18 protein-coding genes are annotated in these 19,096 nt (G+C 54.5%); 5 read left to right on the top strand and 13 right to left on the bottom strand.

Features of this window, described 5'->3' with window-relative positions; all coding sequences use genetic code 11:
• Window positions 1-138 precede the first annotated feature (138 nt).
• Window positions 139-1,008 carry a glutathione-dependent disulfide-bond oxidoreductase gene (gene yghU / locus AC4FIC_RS01125; RefSeq protein WP_100255753.1) on the top strand — a complete coding sequence of 290 codons (870 nt, stop codon included), beginning with the start codon at window positions 139-141 and terminating at the stop codon, window positions 1,006-1,008.
• 29 nt (window positions 1,009-1,037) lie between these two features.
• Here the strand turns inward: yghU and AC4FIC_RS01120 are convergent, their stop codons facing one another.
• The 4 genes from AC4FIC_RS01120 to AC4FIC_RS01105 all read right to left on the bottom strand — a co-directional run bounded on the left by AC4FIC_RS01120 (window position 1,038) and on the right by AC4FIC_RS01105 (window position 5,437).
• On the bottom strand, window positions 1,038-2,192 hold the full coding sequence (locus tag AC4FIC_RS01120; RefSeq protein WP_487778678.1) for an MFS transporter: 1,155 nt from the start codon (window positions 2,190-2,192) through the stop codon (window positions 1,038-1,040).
• 212 nt (window positions 2,193-2,404) lie between these two features.
• Complete coding sequence (locus tag AC4FIC_RS01115; RefSeq protein WP_319418067.1) at window positions 2,405-2,911, bottom strand: Hsp20 family protein; 507 nt, start codon at window positions 2,909-2,911, stop codon at window positions 2,405-2,407.
• Window positions 2,912-3,115: 204 nt separating this feature from the next.
• Window positions 3,116-3,799 carry a response regulator gene (locus tag AC4FIC_RS01110; protein WP_273284262.1) on the bottom strand — a complete coding sequence of 228 codons (684 nt, stop codon included), beginning with the start codon at window positions 3,797-3,799 and terminating at the stop codon, window positions 3,116-3,118.
• A gap of 9 nt (window positions 3,800-3,808) precedes the next feature.
• Window positions 3,809-5,437 (bottom strand): ATP-binding protein, encoded by a 1,629-nt coding sequence (locus tag AC4FIC_RS01105; RefSeq protein WP_273284264.1) that lies wholly within the window; start codon window positions 5,435-5,437, stop codon window positions 3,809-3,811.
• A 223-nt stretch (window positions 5,438-5,660) separates the two neighbouring features.
• On the opposite strand from AC4FIC_RS01105, the gene AC4FIC_RS01100 reads away from it, so the two are divergent.
• From AC4FIC_RS01100 to AC4FIC_RS01090, 3 genes are read left to right on the top strand one after another with little or no spacing between them, the layout of a single operon-like run.
• Window positions 5,661-6,647 carry a Bug family tripartite tricarboxylate transporter substrate binding protein gene (locus AC4FIC_RS01100; protein WP_100255749.1) on the top strand — a complete coding sequence of 329 codons (987 nt, stop codon included), beginning with the start codon at window positions 5,661-5,663 and terminating at the stop codon, window positions 6,645-6,647.
• The gene (locus tag AC4FIC_RS01095) at window positions 6,644-7,090 is read left to right on the top strand and encodes a tripartite tricarboxylate transporter TctB family protein (RefSeq protein ID WP_273284267.1); all 447 of its coding nucleotides are present in this window, start codon (window positions 6,644-6,646) and stop codon (window positions 7,088-7,090) included. The genes AC4FIC_RS01100 and AC4FIC_RS01095 overlap by 4 nt, the downstream gene beginning before the upstream one ends.
• Complete coding sequence (locus tag AC4FIC_RS01090) at window positions 7,090-8,622, top strand: tripartite tricarboxylate transporter permease (protein ID WP_273284269.1); 1,533 nt, start codon at window positions 7,090-7,092, stop codon at window positions 8,620-8,622. The genes AC4FIC_RS01095 and AC4FIC_RS01090 overlap by 1 nt, the downstream gene beginning before the upstream one ends.
• 109 nt (window positions 8,623-8,731) lie before the next feature.
• Here AC4FIC_RS01090 and AC4FIC_RS01085 read toward each other — a convergent pair whose 3' ends face one another.
• Complete coding sequence (locus tag AC4FIC_RS01085; RefSeq protein WP_273284271.1) at window positions 8,732-9,214, bottom strand: FKBP-type peptidyl-prolyl cis-trans isomerase; 483 nt, start codon at window positions 9,212-9,214, stop codon at window positions 8,732-8,734.
• 292 nt (window positions 9,215-9,506) lie between these two features.
• On the opposite strand from AC4FIC_RS01085, the gene AC4FIC_RS01080 reads away from it, so the two are divergent.
• Complete coding sequence (locus AC4FIC_RS01080) at window positions 9,507-9,776, top strand: hypothetical protein (RefSeq protein ID WP_273284274.1); 270 nt, start codon at window positions 9,507-9,509, stop codon at window positions 9,774-9,776.
• Between the two features lie 164 nt (window positions 9,777-9,940).
• Here the strand turns inward: AC4FIC_RS01080 and AC4FIC_RS01075 are convergent, their stop codons facing one another.
• From AC4FIC_RS01075 to AC4FIC_RS01040, 8 genes are read right to left on the bottom strand one after another with little or no spacing between them, the layout of a single operon-like run.
• Complete coding sequence (locus AC4FIC_RS01075) at window positions 9,941-10,564, bottom strand: DUF3540 domain-containing protein (protein ID WP_158524252.1); 624 nt, start codon at window positions 10,562-10,564, stop codon at window positions 9,941-9,943.
• 11 nt (window positions 10,565-10,575) lie between these two features.
• Window positions 10,576-10,983, bottom strand: coding sequence for a DUF4150 domain-containing protein (locus tag AC4FIC_RS01070; protein WP_100255743.1), 408 nt, complete (start codon window positions 10,981-10,983; stop codon window positions 10,576-10,578).
• A 40-nt stretch (window positions 10,984-11,023) separates the two neighbouring features.
• On the bottom strand, window positions 11,024-12,154 hold the full coding sequence (locus tag AC4FIC_RS01065; RefSeq protein ID WP_158524251.1) for a pentapeptide repeat-containing protein: 1,131 nt from the start codon (window positions 12,152-12,154) through the stop codon (window positions 11,024-11,026).
• Complete coding sequence (locus AC4FIC_RS01060; protein WP_145980198.1) at window positions 12,151-13,122, bottom strand: pentapeptide repeat-containing protein; 972 nt, start codon at window positions 13,120-13,122, stop codon at window positions 12,151-12,153. The genes AC4FIC_RS01065 and AC4FIC_RS01060 overlap by 4 nt, the downstream gene beginning before the upstream one ends.
• 4 nt (window positions 13,123-13,126) lie before the next feature.
• Window positions 13,127-13,693 (bottom strand): hypothetical protein, encoded by a 567-nt coding sequence (locus AC4FIC_RS01055; protein WP_100255741.1) that lies wholly within the window; start codon window positions 13,691-13,693, stop codon window positions 13,127-13,129.
• 10 nt (window positions 13,694-13,703) lie between these two features.
• Window positions 13,704-15,899 (bottom strand): hypothetical protein, encoded by a 2,196-nt coding sequence (locus AC4FIC_RS01050; protein ID WP_100255740.1) that lies wholly within the window; start codon window positions 15,897-15,899, stop codon window positions 13,704-13,706.
• On the bottom strand, window positions 15,896-17,203 hold the full coding sequence (locus AC4FIC_RS01045) for a hypothetical protein (RefSeq protein ID WP_273284281.1): 1,308 nt from the start codon (window positions 17,201-17,203) through the stop codon (window positions 15,896-15,898). Before AC4FIC_RS01045 ends, AC4FIC_RS01050 begins: the two co-directional genes overlap by 4 nt.
• Window positions 17,204-17,255: 52 nt before the next feature.
• The gene (locus AC4FIC_RS01040; RefSeq protein WP_476194784.1) at window positions 17,256-19,073 is read right to left on the bottom strand and encodes a DUF2169 family type VI secretion system accessory protein; all 1,818 of its coding nucleotides are present in this window, start codon (window positions 19,071-19,073) and stop codon (window positions 17,256-17,258) included.
• Between the last annotated feature and the right edge of the window lie 23 nt (window positions 19,074-19,096).

The following is a 19,096-nucleotide window of genomic DNA, read 5'->3' as shown; positions in this document are numbered from 1 at the left end:
CCATTGATTGTTGCCCCCTCCTGCAGGTACCTTGTCGAACTGTCGATACAGACCGGCATTGGTGCAGTCGGAGAACGGCCTGCCAACGCGTTGTCGATAGATAAATTTTATTCATATTAACTAACACAGGAAAATACCATGAGTGCTGACGATTCATATATTCCACCCAAGGTATGGCAATGGCATACGCCAAGCGGCGGCAATTGGGCAAATATTAATCGGCCTATTTCTGGCGCAACGCACGACAAGGTATTAGAAAAAGGGCAACACCCTTTTCAATTGTATTCGTTAGCTACACCCAATGGGGTGAAGGTAACCATTATGTTTGAAGAGTTACTCGCCTTGGGAATCAAAGAGGCGGAATACGATGCCTATCTAATCAATATTGGTGAGGGTGATCAGTTCGGTAGTGATTTTGTTAATATTAACCCCAATTCAAAGATCCCCGCCTTGCTCGATCAAAGCAAAACACAAACCGTTCCTATATTTGAATCGGGATCGATTTTGTTTTATTTAGCTGAAAAATTTCAAGTCCTGATCCCTACAGGCGATAAACGCACCCAATGCATGTCCTGGTTGTTTTGGCAGATGGGCAGTGCACCCTATTTAGGCGGTGGCTTTGGTCACTTCTATTCGTATGCTCCGGAGAAATTTGAATATTGTATCGATCGATTTTCTATGGAAGTAAAACGTCAACTGGATGTGCTGGACAAGCACTTAGCCCATAACGACTATATCTGTGGAGATGAATACAGCATTGCCGATATTGCCATCTGGCCTTGGTATGGCGCGCTGGCCTTAAATCGACTGTACGATGCGGCAGAATTTTTAGATTTGGCCTCATACCAACACCTAATGCGTTGGGCTAAACAAATTGATCAACGTCCCGCGGTTAAGCGTGGCGTAATGGTCAATAAGGCTTGGGGAGAGTTGTCGGGCCAACTGCATGAACGTCATGATGCGAGTGATTTTACCGAACGGTCGCAGGATAAAATTACCAAAAAATGAGTTGAATTTGAGATGCTCATCCAGCCTCATCAGGCTGGATGCCGGCGCTCTGTTAAACCAACGGTCAACGGAATCAGCACCAGTAACAGCGACAAGCCGATCACCCCAGACCAGCCCCAATGCTGGTAGAGCAGACCATTCAAACTGATGCCCAGCCAACCGCCAACATAATAGAACAGCACATAGAGTGCATTGGCGCGGCCGTGGCCGCTGGTCAGGCTGCGATTGAGGGCGCCCACAGCGGCGGCGTGAACACAGAAAAACCCGGCACAGACCGCGGTGAGGCCGACAATCACCGCGATCAAGGACGCCAGCTGCAGCAATAACAGGGCCAGCAACAGCACCAGGCTGCCGGCGACCAGAGTCGCCCGGCTGCCAAAGCGCACGCTCCAGCGACCGGCCAGTGGGGCCATAAAGATGCCCATAATATAGACCAGGTAGAGCGTTGTAGTCGCTTCGGTCGACCAGCCAAAGGGGGCGTCTGCTAGGCGAAAGGGCAGGTAATTAAAAACCGACGAGAAAACCGCGAAGCTGCCCGCGGCGCAAATAAAGTAACGTACCAGCGGCCACTGGGCCAACAGCTGACCATAGCTCAGCGTGCTCTTTACATGAGGGCCTGCGTTGCTCGGCTTGGGCAAGCCGACAACCGCAATGACCGTAGTCAGCACGGTTAAGATGGCGGTGGCCATAAAGGCATAGCGCCAGTCATCGGCCGGGAACAACCAACCGCCCATCAGCCGGCCGCCCAGGCCACCCAAGACCGTCGCGGCGACATAGGAGCCCATGACCACGCTGAGCTTCTCGATCGGCAGTGTCTTACCTAGGTAGGCGGCGATCGAGGTGGTTAGAGCTGGAATAAACAGGCCCTGGACGAAGCGCGCCGCGATTAAAACCGGGAAGCTGTCGGTCAGGGCACAGACCAATCCTGCGCCGGCCACCATCAGGCCACCGACCAGGATAATGGGCTGAATGGGCCAACGATCGACCAGCAAACCAAAGGGCAGATTGGCCAACGCCATACCCAGAATAACCGCCGATACCGCCCAAGATACGCCCGCAATATCGATACCGAATTGGGCTTGCACCATCGGCAACACCGGTTGCGCCAGATAGATATTGGTAAAGGCCGCCGAGACTAAGGCGAATACCATCAATTGCAAACGCAGGTAAGGAAAAGCAGGCATAGTGAACCGCTGTGCAGAGGGAGGCGCACTCTACCATAGGCTGGCCGAGCTCGGTGTCGATCTTTTGTCGTATGGCCTGCCGCCAAACTCTGCGCCGAGGGCTTCGGCTAAACTAAAAAGACCGCGCTCGCGGCCCAAGAAGGCTACAGAGCGCGGTCTGCCAGGTTGCCTAGGCTGGCCGGTATCAGCTCGCCGGCCGAGCCGTTGCTAGCCTAAGCGTCTTTTTGCGCGCGCGCCGATTTCGCATCGGATTGCGCTGTTTGGGCATGTTCCAATACCGACTGGCCTGCGTCGGAAGACGCGTTGATCGCAATGGTTTTGGGCTTCATCGCCTCGGGCACTTCCTTTACCAAGCTGATGGACAGGAGCCCGTTTTCAAGGGTCGCCCCGGTGACCTCAACGTAGTCGGCCAAATTAAATTTGCGCTCGAACGTGCGGTGGGCAATACCATGATGGGTGTACTGATGCTGTGCGTCGTCCTGTTTTTTACCTGAGACGCTGAGCACGCCCTTTTCAACATTGATCGACAACTCATCCGGTGCGAATCCGGCGACGGCCAGTCCGATGGCATAGCGATTGTCATCCAGCACTTCAATATTATAAGGCGGGTACCCCACGGCGCTGCTGTCCATGCTGAGGGTTGAATCCAATAGGGCAGCGAGACGGTCAAAACCGATGCTGTTGCGGTACAGGGGGCTAAGGTCAATTGAGTTCATCATATATCCTCCAAGAGAAGCAATACTAAATAAAACCAATTCGTCACCAGGCGGCCCAACTGACCCACCCGTGACAGTTGTAAAGATAAGGATTCCGGACCGAATTTCAAGGCCGGTTTGACTGAAAAAAAGTAAAATTTAGTCGCAGTTAAATGTCGCCCTTGCGCGCCTAGGGTCAACCCATTCGAGTGGCGCAACCGTTCTCGATCAAGAGCGACGATAGCGCCGTTCGGGTCGACCGACCTGACCGTAGCTGACTTCCGCGACCACTTCTTGGGTACTGACCAGATACTCCAGATAGCGGCGTGCGGTGGTGCGCGATGCGCCTATCTCAAGCCCCAACTCTTCGGCATTGAGGTGTTGGGTGTGTTGCATGGTGTCGCGCACCTTATCGAGGGTCAAGGCATCGATGCCCTTGGGGGGCCGCGTGGCCTTGCTCGGGCTTGAGACATCATTGATCGGCATCAGGGCATCAACCTGGTCCTGCTGAACCAGCTGCAATTGGTTGAGCTGGGTCAGGTGTTTGGAATAGCGCTGAATGGCATCCTCCAGCCGATCGAACGCCAGGGGTTTTAAGATGTATTCAAACACCCCAGCGTGTAAGGCGGAGCGCAAGGTCTCCACGTCTTTGGCGGCGGTGATCAGAATAATATCGACCTGCTGATTGGCCATGCGCCACTGGCGCAACAGTTCCAGTCCATTGCCGTCGGGCAGGTGGACATCGAGTAAGACCAGTTGCGGCTGGAAAACATCGATAAGATCCTGAGCCTCTTGCACCGAATGCGCGATGCCGCACAGTTCGGTATTGGCAATGCGCTGCACGAAGCGGCGTTGGATTTCGGCATTCTGGGGATCGTCTTCAACGATCGCAATTCTGAGTGGCTCGGCCATGGTACTGGGTTAACCTTTTTTATTATTTTTAGGTATATATAAGATAAAGCGGGTGCCGATGGGGTCAACATTTTCCAGATGAATGGTGCCGCCACACTGGTGCATGAGATTGTGAATCAGGTACAGGCCATAACCGTGATCGTTACCGCCCTTGCTGGAGAAACCCTTGGCAAATATCTTGCTCTGAATCGCCTCCGGGATGCCATCGCCCTGGTCCTGTACTTCCACTATTACGTCGTTGCCCATATCGGTCAAGCTGACATACACCCGACCCCCGACACCGGTAAATTGCCGTGTGGCCTCGAAGGCATTTTCAATCAGGTTGCCGAGGATCGAAGCCAGCTGATCCTGAGTTAGGGTCAGGGGTAAGTCGGTCAGATGACTTTCCGGATCGATCACCAGATTCAGGCCCAACTCCTTGGCGCGGTTAAACTTGCCCAGCAGGCAACCGGCAATCACCGGGTCCGGCGTGGCATTGAGCAGCAATTCCAAGAGCGCCTGATGGTCACTGGTCTCGCGCCCGATCAGGGCGAGGGCCTCCTGCTTGGCATCGAGTTGAATCAACCCAGAAATGGTGTGCAGCTTATTGGAGTATTCATGCGCCTGACTGCGCAACGTCTCGGCATATTGTTCGATTTTGGTTAGCTGCTGACTGATCAGATCGACCTCATTACGGGGTCGAAAACTCGATACGGCGCCGATGATTTCATCGCCCTGCATCACCGGCAACCGATTAACAATCATCTGCTTGCCGCGCAGCCAGACTTCCAGGTCAAACTGCGGTGCACCGGTTTCCAACATCGTCATCAGGCCAGAATCAGGCAAGATGGCGTCGATCTGTTCACCTTCAAGCAGGGTATCGGGAGACAGGCCCAGCGTTTCAACGGCCTTGCGGTTAAAGGTGGTGATCTGGCCGGCGCGGTTGATGGCAATAATGCCTTCGCGCACCGACTGCAGCGTGGCATCGCGCTCGGTAAAAAGCCGCGCGATCTGCTCTGGTTCCAACCCAAGAATTTCCCGCTTAAGGCGCCGTGCGATGGTGATGGCAAAAAACACGCTGCCGCCCATGGCCAACAGCAACACCCCGGCCAACCAAATCGAATAGCGGGCAATGGTGGCGTCGATCTGGGCCAGGGAATAGCCGACCGAGACGATACCGATAATGTTTTCCCCGTTCAGATCATAAACCGGCGCCTTGCCGCGCATCGAATAACCCAGGCTACCCTTTGCCTTGTCGATATAGCCCCGGCCCTGAATCAGCGCCGGCGTGCCCTCGTCACCGTCATCATCGGCCATCGACTTACCCAGTTTGGCACTATTGGGATGGGCTAACCGAATGCCATTGTGATCGCCTACAACAATAAAGAGCGCCTCATTGGTGGCCGCCAAATTTTTTGCGAAGCGATTCAGGCCGACCATATCGCGCCGTTCGATACCGACGATAACGGTCGGTGTCAACGCCACGGTCTTGGCGACATTGAGCGCGCGCTGGCCAATTTCCTGATCGAGCGAACGCGCCAGATTGAGCCAGGCAAAGCCACCGATCAGGATCGCCTGGGCGACAGAGAGCAGACACAGCACAATAATCAAGCGGGTATTGAGTTTGAGGCTGCGATAGCTGCCGCTGGGTGACTTCATAATGTTCCAGGTTCGGCTCAAGGGGAGCTTGAGTTTAGCAAAAAGGTCCGCTCGCCGGCGTGAACAATATGAACAAAATGATCACAAAGACCTTTATGCAATCAACGCACTTAAGCTGTTGCCGATCAGAGCGGCGTCCTATGCTCGGCCGGTCCGGTTGACTCACCAGCAGTCGACCGGCTCAAATAAAAACAACAATCAACGCACCCAATAAGGAACCACCATGAATTCAAAGCGTACCCTAACAACTGTTCTGGCCACGGCATTGAGCCTGTCGGCCAGCCTGACCATGGCTTGGGAGCCATCCGGCAAGGTCGATTGCATTTCACCATCTGGCCCAGGCGGCGGTTGGGACTTTACCTGCCGTAGTGTGGGTAAAACCCTGGCCGATCTAAAGCTGATCCCCGGTTCCATGCAGACCACCAATATGGCCGGCGCGGGCGGCGGTGTTGCCTTTGCCCATGTTATTGGCAAACGCGGTGACGACAACCAACTGATCGTTGCGGCCTCTACCGCCACCACCACCCGTCTGGCCCAAGGTCAGTACACTGGCATGAATGCCGGCATGGTTAAGTGGGTCGGTGCCTTAGGCGCGGACTATGGCGTTATTGCCGTCGGCAAAGACTCCAAATACCAGAACCTGAATCAGCTGATGGCGGCGATAAAAGCCGATCCGCGTGCGGTGAAGTTTTCCGGCGGCTCAGCCAATGGCGGCTGGGACCACTTGAAAGTGCTGATTGCCGCCAAGGCGGCCGGTGTCGGCAGCTTACCGAGCATCCCGTACCTGTCGTATAACAACGGCGGCGAAGCCATTACTCAGGTCGTTGGCGGACACGTTGATGCCTTCACCGGTGACATCTCCGAAGCCGCTGGTTTCTGGGAATCGGGCGATCTGCGCCTGCTCGCCGTATTAAGTGAAACTCGTTTGCCCGGCAAGTTTGGCTCTATCCCAACCGCTCGTGAACAGGGCATTGATGCTCTGGGTCCAAACTGGCGCGGTTTTTATATGCCTAAAGGTGCCGATGCCGACGCGAAACAATACTGGGTTCAGGCGATCGAAACCCTGTATGACTCGCCAGAGTGGAAAGCGACCATGGCTAAAAATGGCCTAATCCCCTTCCATCCGAAAGCGGACGAATTCGAAGCCTTTGTAACCCAGCAGGTTGCCGATATCGAACAACTTTCACGTGAAATTGGTCTGCTTAAATGACATCAATTGGGGATCGACTCTTGGGTCTTTCCCTGTTGATTCTCGCCCTAGCCTATGGCTGGGGCGCTCAACAGTGGCCTGAACCCTTTGGCGGCAGCGAGACAGTTGGACCGGAAACCTTTCCCACCCTACTGGCGATCATACTTGCGCTGGCCAGCCTCAACATGATGTTCAAACCGGACCCGGATGCCGACTGGCCGCCGCGTAAAACCTTAATCGAACTGGCCATGGCGATCTTGGCGCTGTTTATCTATGCGCTGTTGATCGAACCGGTCGGCTTTATCTTGACCACCCTGGCCTGTGTTGCATTCTTGGCCTGGCGTATGGGCGCGGCACTCAAGCCGGCGCTGATGATTGCCACCGTCGGTGCGGTTGTCGTGTACCTGTTATTTAACAACCTCTTAGATTTACCGTTGCCATTGGGCCTGTTGGAGTTTAACTGATGGAAACCTTTAGTCTTCTTATGGACGGTTTTGCGGTCGCCTTAACCCCGCAAAACCTGCTCTTTGCCTTTGTTGGCGCCTTTGTCGGCACCCTTATTGGCGCCTTACCCGGCCTCGGCCCCGCCAATGGTGTGGCCATCCTGATTCCGCTCGCCTTTTCCCTGGCGCTGCCGGTTGAAACCGCAATGATCCTGCTGACATCGGTCTACGCCGGTGCCATGTACGGTGGCCGAATTTCCTCTATCTTACTCAACATCCCCGGTGATGAGCCGGCCATGATGACCTGCCTCGACGGCTATCCGATGGCGAAAAACGGCAAGGCCGCTGAAGCCTTGGCCATTTCCGCCATCGCATCCTTTGTCGGCGGCGTGCTCGGCACCATCGGGTTGATCTTCTTGGCCCCGATTCTAGCGCGCTTTGCGCTCAGCTTTGGCCCGGCCGAATATTTTGCCCTCTTTATGTTGGCCTTTGCCACACTGGGTGGCATTACCGGCAAAAACACCGGCAAGACCATTATCGCGGCCGCTCTTGGCCTGATGATTTCGACCGTCGGAATGGATATCTCTACCGGCACCCAGCGCTATACCTTCGGCATTCTGAAGCTCTATGAGGGTATCGACTTTATTCTCGCGATCGTCGGTCTGTTTGCCATTTCCGAACTGCTGTTTTTTGTCGAACATCGGGTCAAGGGCCCGGCGCCGAAAATCGTGGTCGGCAAATTGTCCTTGTCGTTTAAGGAAATTATGGCGTTGGTACCGAGCACGCTGCGCGGCGGTCTACTCGGCTTTATTGCTGGGGTTTTGCCGGGCGCTGGGGCATCGCTGGGTAGCTTTATCAGCTATACCTTGGAGAAAAGAATCATCGGCGCAAAGGGCTTTTTTGGTCGCGGTGATCCGCGCGGTGTCGCCGCACCCGAAGCGGGCAACAATGGCGCGTCCTCTGGTGCGCTGGTGCCCATGCTGACGCTCGGGGTACCCGGCAGTGGCACCACCGCCGTGCTGCTGGCCATGCTGATATCGCTCAATGTTACGCCCGGCCCGCTGATGTTTACTCAGCATGCCGACGTGGTCTGGGGCATCATTGCCGCCCTCTTGATTGGCAACTTTATCCTCTTGTTGTTAAACATTCCGATGATTGGCATCTTCGTCAAGCTGCTATCGGTGCCGACCCATTATTTGCTGCCCATGGTCACCATGGTCGCATTTGTCGGGATTTACTCGATCAGCCACAGTCCATTCGATCTGCAATTTATGGTGGTGTTTGGGATTCTCGGCTACCTGTTGCGCAAGCTGGATATTCCGCTGGTGCCGATCATTCTCGGCTTGCTGCTCGGTCCAGAGATGGAAAAGAACCTCAGCCACGCGTTGATTATCTCCGACGGCAACTGGGGCGTATTATGGGGCAGTTCGCTGGCCATCGGCATCTGGGCGATCGCCTTTGCAGGCTTGGTCTTGCCCTATGTCTTTGGTGCCCGGATCCGCCATCAGATGGTTGCTAAGAAGACGCTGGTTAAGGATAGCGACGCCGACTGACGCTGAAATGCAGCCTCGCCTGCACAAGCAAGCCGATGTTCCGACATCGGCTTAATTGCCCTTTCTTGATCTGACCGCCAACCCACTAATGAGTTGCTTTGGGTCACCCTCAGTCGTGATGCACACCGCCCTTGCCGTGCACATGGCCATGACTGAGTTCATCGCTCGACGCGTCGCGGACCGACACAATCTCGATGGCAAAAGACAGTGTTTTGCCGGCCAAGGGGTGGTTCATATCGCAGTCGACATTAAAGCGACCCACCTTCACGATCGTGACCTGCTTACGACCCTGGTTGGATTCAACCGTCGCGGTCATGCCCGGCAGCCACTTCCGTGCGCCTTGCAGATGTTTAATTGGAATACGCTGGAATGCATCGGCCTGAACTTCGCCATAAGCCTCTAACGGCGTGAGGCTGACCTCAACCTTATCACCCCCTGCCTTGCCCATAAGGGCCGATTCTACCCCGGCGAGCATATTGTTATGGCCGATCAGGATGGTCATCGGTTCGCCACTGTGGCTACTCTCGATCTCGGTGGCCGCTTCACTCATAACATAGTGGAATTCAACTACGGAATTTTTGCTAATTAACATAGGGCATCTCTAGAGTTCGGATAAAGGATAGGGGTGATTGTCGCCGCTAAGAGTGGCCGTGGCAACTGGAAATCGAGTGGCGATCGTCTCACTCGACGGGCTCTTATCTGAAACCGACGGCCGAGCAGATGGCCCAGGGTGGGCCCAGCCACTGACTAAAAATGGATCCAGTCGGCAGAATTATAGCGCCCCAGGGTCTACACTTAAGCAAATCGGTTAACCCAGTCACCCACCGCGATCGGCGGCATCCAGAGTAGAAGCCTAACTAATGAGTCAATCAAGGATCGGAACTATGTCCGAAATGCAGTTTAGGGTTGGTGGGCTGCTATTGCTGGCCGTGGGCTTGGCAGTATTGGTGCTGGGCGGTTATATCCTCTATAGCACCTGGGCTGCCAATGCCCAATTTAACCGAATGGACAGCGCCCTTGGCGGACTGATCACGGAGCTCGGCCACGCCATCGGTGCCGATGTATCTGAATCCTTTCAGCGCGGCGGCGCCTTAGCGGCGATCGGGGCCGTGGTCGCGACCTTTGGTTTCTACCTTTTAGGCAAAGTGAAATAGCCCAGCGCCACCAACCGGTGGTGCAGGATTCAATCCAAGCCATGCAACCTGACAAGCTGCTTAAATTACGCTGCTTCCATATAAACCCGCGCGCCGTGGCTTTCTATCTTAAAAATGGATTCACGGCGACGGCAACAGAGGAACACTTTGTCGTTTTGCAGCGCTCACCCTAGATCAATCCGTTCACCATCGATCTTCACTTCTTTTTTTGCCGTTATGGTGGTTCGTTCGCTGCGTGCCACCCATTGCTTGTGCACACGCTGAAACCAGCGATCGGCCTGGGTATTTTTGCTGTCGAGGATGCGTTCAAACTGCTGGTGGAACAGGGTGAATTCCTGCTTGGCACTGCGATGAATTTTCTCAGCGGTGACGTCCAGTTTTTCGGCAATCACCGTCATTTTTAGCGCCAGCTGGCGAAAGCGGCCGAACTGAAACTGCGCCGCAGCGGCATTGAGTTCTAACGACCGAGTTTGTACGCTCAAGGATTCAGTGCTATCAAAATGCATCGACGCCGCGGCAATCACTAGCTCCCCGGGTACTTGCAAACGCTGGCTGCCGCTATCGTGCGCGATCAATACCGCGGTCAGATAAAACCGAGCACCATCGACCAGCAGTGCGACCCGATCGCCGAGCCCCGGTTGCAGCAAACAGCTCGCGGCCAGTTCGGCGCTCAACAGACCTTGGTCGGTGCGCACTCGGCAGCCGGTCTGCGTTAACAGCACGACCTCACCGAGAATAAGGCCGTTGGCTGCTGGCCAAGGGTTGGCCAGTGCGTGGACATTGGTCATCTGCAACTCCTTCATGAGGGCGCCAATACTTTGGTCTGCGCCGGTTTAATGGTGGCACCCACGCCATTGCCAGGCATGGCGTTCTGCATGGTCATGTCGGTCAGGCGGGTTGCCGGCTGGCCTTCGATCATCACCTTCATGCTGCCTTTACTGTGACGGCACTCGCCCATCATCTTGCTCGACATGACCCCGCCGGCGACCCCGGCATTATCGCCCATGCTCAAGGTCACCACGGTTTTAAGCGAATGGGCCGGTGCGTTGGCGACCATCACCTTCTTGGAGGCCGTACTCGGGTTGGCCATGGTGCTTTGCGCCGAGTTGGGGTAGGGCATCGGGACCGGGCCAGCCGGTGGTACCGGCGTCTTGCAGACATCGGGCATGGCCATATTCATGGCGCCCATCTGGGAATTTAAAAACATCGACCTCTCCTTTGATGCCGTAAACGGCGCCTTGTACTATCTAAAGTTTAAATTTTTGTGCGGCAACCCGCTTCGGATCGATCGCCTTGGCTTTTTCGCGATTGGCGCCCAACCAGACGGTCTGGTGGTCGATCAGCGCAAATAGATCAGCGCCGTCCAGCTTGGCGTCGAGGAACAGGGCGTCGTGTAGATTGGCGAAGGACAGATCGGCGTAAACCAAATGCGCCTCGGTAAAGTCAGCGCCCTTGGCCTGCAGGTTAGCCATAATCGCCATATCCAAATAGGCTTGTTTAAAGCTCGCCAGCTCGACATTGGCGCCCTGCCACACCGTCTGCGGCAAATGCGCGTGGCTGAAGTCGGCCCCGATCAGATCGCAGTCGCTAAAGCCGCTGTTATCGGCCACTACCCGCTGAAAATCAGCCCGATACAGGCCACAGGCTTTAAAGGTGCTTTTACTCAAGACGGCATCGGCAAAGCTCACGGCATGAAAGGAGCACTCGATAAACAGACTGCCGATCATCGCCACCTCATGCCAGTTGATGCTGTCGATGGTGCTTTTCCAGTATGACTGCTCGTGACCGAAAGCGCCCTGCACATGCACGCGACTGAGCGTCGACTCGTTCATCGTCCAGCGCATCAGGGTGGCCGCGCCGCAATCTAAATCGGCCAACGCGCATTGACTAAAGGATTGCTGCGACAGATCGGCCCGTTGCCAGTCGATACGGCTCAGCGCCGACTGACCAAAGCTTGAGCCCAGCCACAGACTGTCGGTACTTTTAAACATCTCAAATTTACAGTTATCGAAATTGCAGTCGCTGAAATCGGCGCCCGTGGCAAGCACATTGAGGAATTGGCAACGCTCGAACGTCGCGCCTTGGGCCAGAAAACTTGTCAGATCGGCGTGATGAAAAGCGCAGTCAACAAAGCTGGCATACCGACAGTCGGTGGTCACTAACAGCGCAGCGGAAAAATCGCAGGCCAAAAAAATCCCGCCGGCCAGGTCGACACCACTCAGATCGACGCCCTTAAAACTGGCCCGGTCGAACTCGCGGCCGTCCTTTACATAGGCGGTCAGCCAGTGACCCGGTTCAATCTCAACCGCGGTATCGTTCGCGCTGGGCGCCTCTGGCTCTGGCCCGGATGATTCAGGCTTAGTTGGCTCGGTGGTCACGGTTGCCAGTCCTCGAATAGGGTGTTCAATGTGTGCGCGCGACTGAAGTTGCATTCGACAAAGGTCGCGTGCTGGAAGTCGCTTTCGAACAGATCGCTACCTTGAAAGCTGACCTGTTCAAGCCGACTGCCCAACCAAATATTTTGCGTCAGCAGGTTCTTACTCAGATCGCAGCTGCTCAGTCGGGCATTGAGCCAGGTGACATTGGCTGCCTGGCACTTAGTTAGCTGGCAGTTAAGCAGGGTCGCCGCCATAAAGTTAGTCGCCTCGAACAGACAGGCGGAAAAGGTGCAGGCGGTCAGGTCGGTGTCGGCAAAGTTGGCAGAATTCAAATCCACTGTGTCAAAGCGCAGGTTCTGCTGCGGACTAAAACAGTAGCAGCGCAGGTTGGCCCAATTGGCGTCGCTCACCACTAGGTCGTCCAGGGTGCATTCGGTTAGCGTCAGGCCTTGGGCAGGTGAGCGTTCGAAGCAACTGTTATTGAGCAAACAGGCTTGGAAATCAGCACCGGTCAGGGTGGTGCCGGTCCAGCCTGAGGACAGCAGCGCACAGTTTTCCCAGATCGATTGGGGCAGTTCGCAATCGCTCACCTGCAGCTGCTCGAACTGGCACTCGACCCAACTGGCCGCCTCGCCCTGGCAACGCGCCAACTGCAGGTTGTTGGCCGTGACCTGCTGCCATACGCTGGCATCCAACTGACAATCGAGCCAGCGATTGTTGCTCAGCTCAACCTCAATAAATTGACTGTTGTTAAATTGGCACTGCTCGAAGACACAGTCGAGCCAGACCGACGACTGCAGCACCAGCTCGTTAAACCGGCAGGCGCGAAACGTGCATTGGCTAAAGCGGCACTGGCTCAATTGACTGGTGCTGAAGTCGACACCGTCGAGTGTCACGCCGGTCAAGCTGAGCTCGTTCAATTGATAGCCGACGACCTGCCCGGACGCCAATAGGGCTTCGATATCCATAGGTCTATTCTGCTGCCAACGGCACGCCGCTTAACTTGGTTTTTTCGATCACGCGTCTGTTTAAATCTTTTTGGCGAATTTCCAGCACCGCTTGGCCGCTGGTTTTAATCGCCCGATAGCTGAGGCCATTAAATTCCAACTCGCCCACGCCGCCGGCCCAGGTCTGCGCATAGAGGGCGTATTTGCCACCCCAGGGGTCGTTCGGACTGGCGGCAAAGCTGCCGAAGATCAGCCAGGTACCCTCGGAAAAACTGACCTTGGCCCAGGTCTCGGTGGCCTGCAAAATAATGCCCGGGGTTGAGGGTTTAATGACAATCTGCTCGAGTCGCTCGCCAAACACATTGAGTTCACCGGCGGCGATGTCGGCACCGCTGCTGTCGGTGACCCGCTCGAGCACAATGGTACTCGAGACATAGACCTGCAACTGTTTCAGTTCGGCCTCTTGCAGGGAGAACTGTTGCCGTAAGTAGTCACTCACCGGGACTCGGCTGGCGCCGCCGAATAGGGCGCAGCCCGATAGGCTAATTGTGCCGATCAGGAGCCATAGCGTGCTAATAATTGAATTTTTCATAGATTTCGTTTTACCCTAATTTTATAATTCCGCCTGAAAGCTGCAACATGGCCTTGGCAGTAAAGCCCACCTTAGCACCTGTCACAGTGAGACCGGAGCTGCTTATCTTCACATTCGATGCAGCACTGCCAATCGAGACACTGCCTGAGGGTATTTTTACCGACGATTTTGTGAACGTACTGCCATTCACATCGACTTTTGTCGACGCGGCAAGCTTAATGGTTTTAGCGCTGTCTAACTCAATACCTTTCGCAGCCGTAAGCTCTGCCTTCCCGCTGGCAAATTTAAGATCAACGTCCTTCACCTTTAACGCTGCTTTTTTCTGGGCCAATTCGAACGACGAACTGTTGCCGTTGATCAGTACCTTATAGGTGCCTTTAGCTCCGTCTAACTGCTGTAAAACACCGGTTTTCGCGGCCTTTTGCGCAGACAACTCAATGATATTCTCTTTTGAATCTAATGTGAGCTCGGAAAAATGATCAGACCCTGCTTGCGTGCGCAGATCAATTATATTCTCTTGTGAATCCAACTTAAGTTCAGCAAACTTAGTAGGCCCTGTTTGCATCCGCAGATCAATGACATCACCCTCGACATCGAGATTCAAAGTTGCATAGTGGTCTTTGATCTTTTGTACGTAGATGCCACCACTGTTCTTTTGAATACCTTTTCCTGCGTCATCACCGAGGGTGGCACTTTTGGCGACCCACATTTTGCCAATAAAATTGGCATCCATATTTTCGAAATGTGTGACGTAACAGATACCCTTAGTTATATCAAACAACTGGGTTGTATTTTTAACATTTTGGCGTAATTTTGATGACGCATCGCGAATATTAAGCTCAATCACCGACCGCCCACTATTCACCACCAACTCTGCAAATGTTCCGCCGGGGCGGCTGTCGTAGGACGCTACGCCAACGGAATTCAAATCCACATCGAGCCGACTATAATTACTTGATCGACCTTCTAGATGATCCGCGTCGCGGACTGAATTAAAATTGGTATCCTTTAAAACATCTTCAAAAGCCTTTTCGATAAGCTTTGCGCTACCAAATATAGATTTCCAGAGACGCTGAAAAAAAACCAGATCACCGAGACTTTCTGAATCTTGCCCCAGAATGGTCGCGGGCTTCAACATCAGGGTCGACTTGGGGTCTTCCACCTGTAAAACAATCGTCTCCCCCGCTATCGTTTCAGCCTTGGTTGTGGTTAGTAAACGGATATTCTTATCTGACAAGCGAAACTCGGGTCGATCGAGGATTTGGTACGAATTAACTGATTTTTCATAAGTGATGTCGACAAGCTTGTAACTATAGTTAAAACTGGCACCGGTATAGCCAATATCAAAGGCCATTCCGGTTAGGCCGAAGTCAAAACCCATGGCTTTAACACCCAACTCGACATCAAGCCCATGTGCAGCGAAATTTGCATCAATACCCACATGGGAGTGGTTTTCGCTAATTCCAACCGATTCGAAGCTGTGCGCCCTGTCGACGGCTGTGACATTGTGAGTGTTCTTGCTGAGCTGGATGCCATAGGTATCCCCCAGCTGGTAGCCGTAGGTATGGCCAATGTTTTTGCCTACGCCATTGTCCTCAAAATTAACTTGATCGTTAGGCTCACGAATAAAAAAATCTGGTATCGGAGTATCAATCTTATAAGCGTCCGGTAGGTCTGCAAAATCGGTTTCGTAGGAGGACATTCGAAGAGCCGGTTTTTCGTCTTTTTTTGGACTATAAATATCATAGGGGAAGCTACCGTCCCATGATTTGAAGTTAGAATTATCTTCTGTCGTTTTGGCACTCATGGTTACGCTATAACTGTTGCAGAAGGCATAGTCATGGCCACCGCCGAAGGTGTAGGTGTTGCCGCTGGACCAATAGTAACGATCGCCCTCCTGGGTGTTAAAGTGCGCTTCAGCCAATGCAACACTGCTCAAATTTGTTTTTGATACCCTCTGCCTAGGTTGCAGGTCTCCGTATGTGGACGAAATGTAAAACGCTTCCTCTACGTCGAGATCGAACAGATTGCCGGCGGCTGTATGATACTGTGTCCTTAAGGTATTGGCCTCTAAACGCAGATCAATCGCCGTCTGTCCTAGGGCAATATAGGTTTGACTGGCATGATCTGCCGCACTGGTAGAGAGGTTCTCTTCTGCAGCGTCGGCCTTTCGTTCTGCCTCCTGAACGTCTGTGAGTGTTGTCATTCGGTTCTCCTGCCATGTTTGGTTAAGAAGGTACTGGCAATCACAGCTTGCTCACGGTCGCCATTGATCATCTGGATCACTACCTTGGTGCCCACTGGCATCGGCTCATAGGCACCTGCGCCATTATTTGACGAGCTCGGGCGCAAGCGAAACAACCAGGCTTTCGGGTGAGCTATTTTTTGTTCAATAGTTAGGGCAAAATCAAAGCGCACCCGATAGCGCATCTGACTGTCGCGATCGCCGGACAGCTGATCGCTGTCACTGTGAATGGTGGCGATCAATGGCGTTAAAAAGGGCGGCGGTGTTTCATCCAACACCGACAGATCGAAATAGTCATCGGTCAAGGTACTTTGCGCCAGGACGGTGCAATGATAGCCGGTACGATGATGGTAGCTGTGGCTGACCTCCAGCGGAATAAAGACCATTTTCTCATGTCCGCGCCGAGTTGGGGTGTATTCGTATACCTGGTCACAACTCAACGGTTTATGAGACTGCAGCTTAACCTGCTGGTAGGCGGTTTGTTGGTTGGCTTGGTTGACACCAATGGTATCGCTGGCGTTCGCCATATGATTGATTTGGCTAAACTGATCTCGATACCAGCGCGCAAAACGATTCACACTGTAAGTGTGGCTGGACAGCTGGGACAAGTCATCTTCGGTCAATACAATACGTTGCACCGGCACCGGCAACAGGTCGGGCACGGTTAGCCAAATATGGTCGCTCTGCGAGGCATGGTAGAAAAATGATGCGCCCATCTTCCAGACCAAACGCGTAAAAGCTTCGCCATTGGTTTCCTGAATTTGCACCAGAAGCTGGTTCTGCCACCAGTCGATGCGAAACACGCCCAGCTTGGTATCGGCCGCCGAATCGACAAAACCGCTGTCTTCACCAATGGCACTTTGGTTGAGCAAGCGGGTCAGTTCTGCCAGGGTCGGCACCGCCGCAAAACCGATATTGAGAGGGTCTTGGGCATCACCGACCTCAAAGACGCGCATCGCTTGGTGGCTCAAGCGCGACCAGCCCCGGGGGCGCAAGGCCAATTTAAGCTGCTGACCCGATTCACCGCCGGCCTGGACATCGGTAATGAGGGTGTAATGCCGGGCAACTATTTCACATTCGTAGGTAAGGTCACCGATCAATAGGGTCGCGGCATTCCTTACCTGACAGGCCAACAGCTTGAGTTCGTCGGCATGGCGGATATCGATATCGAAGGCAAAAAACTCGTTCACCGCGTCTCGGCTATTGGTGATCGCAATCACGTAATAGGCTTCGCCGGCAACGGTAAAGGTAACATCAACACTCATCTATAAGCTTCCTGTACTCAGGTAAATTAGTCTATTTCATTTTCCGGGCTGACTAATTCGATTTATATCCGGTGGCTTTTTTAATGGCCGTTAAGATGGCCGGATCGAGTCCACTTTCGACGTCCGCCTCGGCCATCATCTTGGCCACCATCTCCAATGGTATTGTTTCGAGCAATGCTTCGGCGTCCTCGGGCGTCGCGGTACCGGCTAAGACGGCTTCAATCAGGTCCTTGTGCTCAGCCAGGGCGCCGGCATTTAGACCGGCCTCCTGGGCTGCCTTCATCATCCGCGCCGGCTCGGCGAGCAGTTCCTGCAAGGCCGAGGGGTCGTTAATCACGTCGGCCGTCGGCGAACCGGCCGGCAAGGCTTCTTTTAGCACTGCATCGATGCCACCCTCATCGCTCAGGCCGGCCATCAGTTCAGCCGTTAGACCCATTTCAAGGCGGTTTTTCTTCATCAGCGCATTAGCACTGGCGATCTGGTCGGCCATCAATTCCATCAAGGCATCCAGGTCGGCCATGGCTTCGGCGACAGCCGGGTCTTCCGGGGGCGACTCGGGCGCCGCGTCGGTTTCGCTTGCCGGCGCCTGGGCGTTGTTTTCAACATTGGCCGGGACAGCCCCGTCGGCTGGCGCCGCGCTGCCGACACTCAGTTCGGTCGCTGACGCGTCATCCACCTTGGCCTCCGCGGCCACCGCCGCTTCGGCCTCAGCGCCACCCTTACCGCCTTTCATTTTAGCCAACGCCGCCAAGGCACCCAAGCCGATGCCGGCGGCCGCGCCCGGTAAGACCACCTCGGGCACGAGACTCGGTTCCGGTGGATGCAAGACGCTCAGCGGCTCGCCATTGGGCCGCAGGGCTAGGTCATCCGGATCCTCTATATCGCCCTCTGGTGCCAGACGGCGGGTGAGGGCGTCGGCATAGTGTTGAACCGTTTTCTCAGGCCCCAAGGGGTCTTCATAGGCCACCAGCAGGGCGTTGATTTCCGATCCATCGAAGGTGTCCGTCGTACATTGAGCGCGATAGCAGCCGGTTTGCACCTGTTCAGTGGGGAACAACCAACAGGTTTCAAATTTAGCCGTCAACTCAAACAGCTGTTCGGCTTTTAACACGAACAACCGTATCCGCCACTGTCCCAGTTGGCCTTCGAGTATAGGCTGCTGCGGATGCATGTTGCGCACTTTAAAGGGCTCACCGCCCTGCCAGAAGCCGGCCTTAAGCCATTGATCTTCCGGCGCCAAGTTAAAGATCGTCCAATCGATATCCTTGGCAAAACCCGGCGCATCGGTTTCTTGCCAGCGGCCGCTGTAGGTGCCCCATTTCTCCTGCCGGGGCGACCAGAGAATATTGCGCGCGGTGAAACCGGCCGACACAATCGGCTGGTTCGGATGACTGAAGGGGTCATCCGGGTGCTCAATCTGCGGCAATAAAAGTGCATCGGCGCCGATGCCGACTGGGTTGGCTTTAATCTGCGCTCCGCCATAGGCGACATCGTAACGGATCGGCAAGGTACTCAAGGCCTCCGCATTGGTACTGCCGATACTGGTGCGCCACTGCCGACGGCCAATCACCTTGAGGGTTTTGCTCAGCGAACCGACCTGAACCTGAACGTGGTCGGCTGCCATCGGGACCGAGCCATAATAGCTGCCATAGACCAGATACTCACCGACGGGCTTAGGCATGCCCTCATCATAGACATCCCATTCGCTCAGATATTGCGCCGCCAAGGTCCACAGATCCTGTTCGCTAAACAGTGCCCGTCGAGCATCGAAGGGCTGCGCCAAATGCACGCCGATAGCCAACATCTTCTGCCGGCTGAACTCGAACGGCCGAATCTGCACACTCAGTTCTAAAGGCTTAATAACACGCATGGCTTAATTGGCCCTCGCTCACG

Source organism: Reinekea sp., from assembly GCF_982785585.1.
Note: the sequence above shows the minus strand (reverse complement) of the source record. Positions and strands in the feature narration are given on the sequence as shown.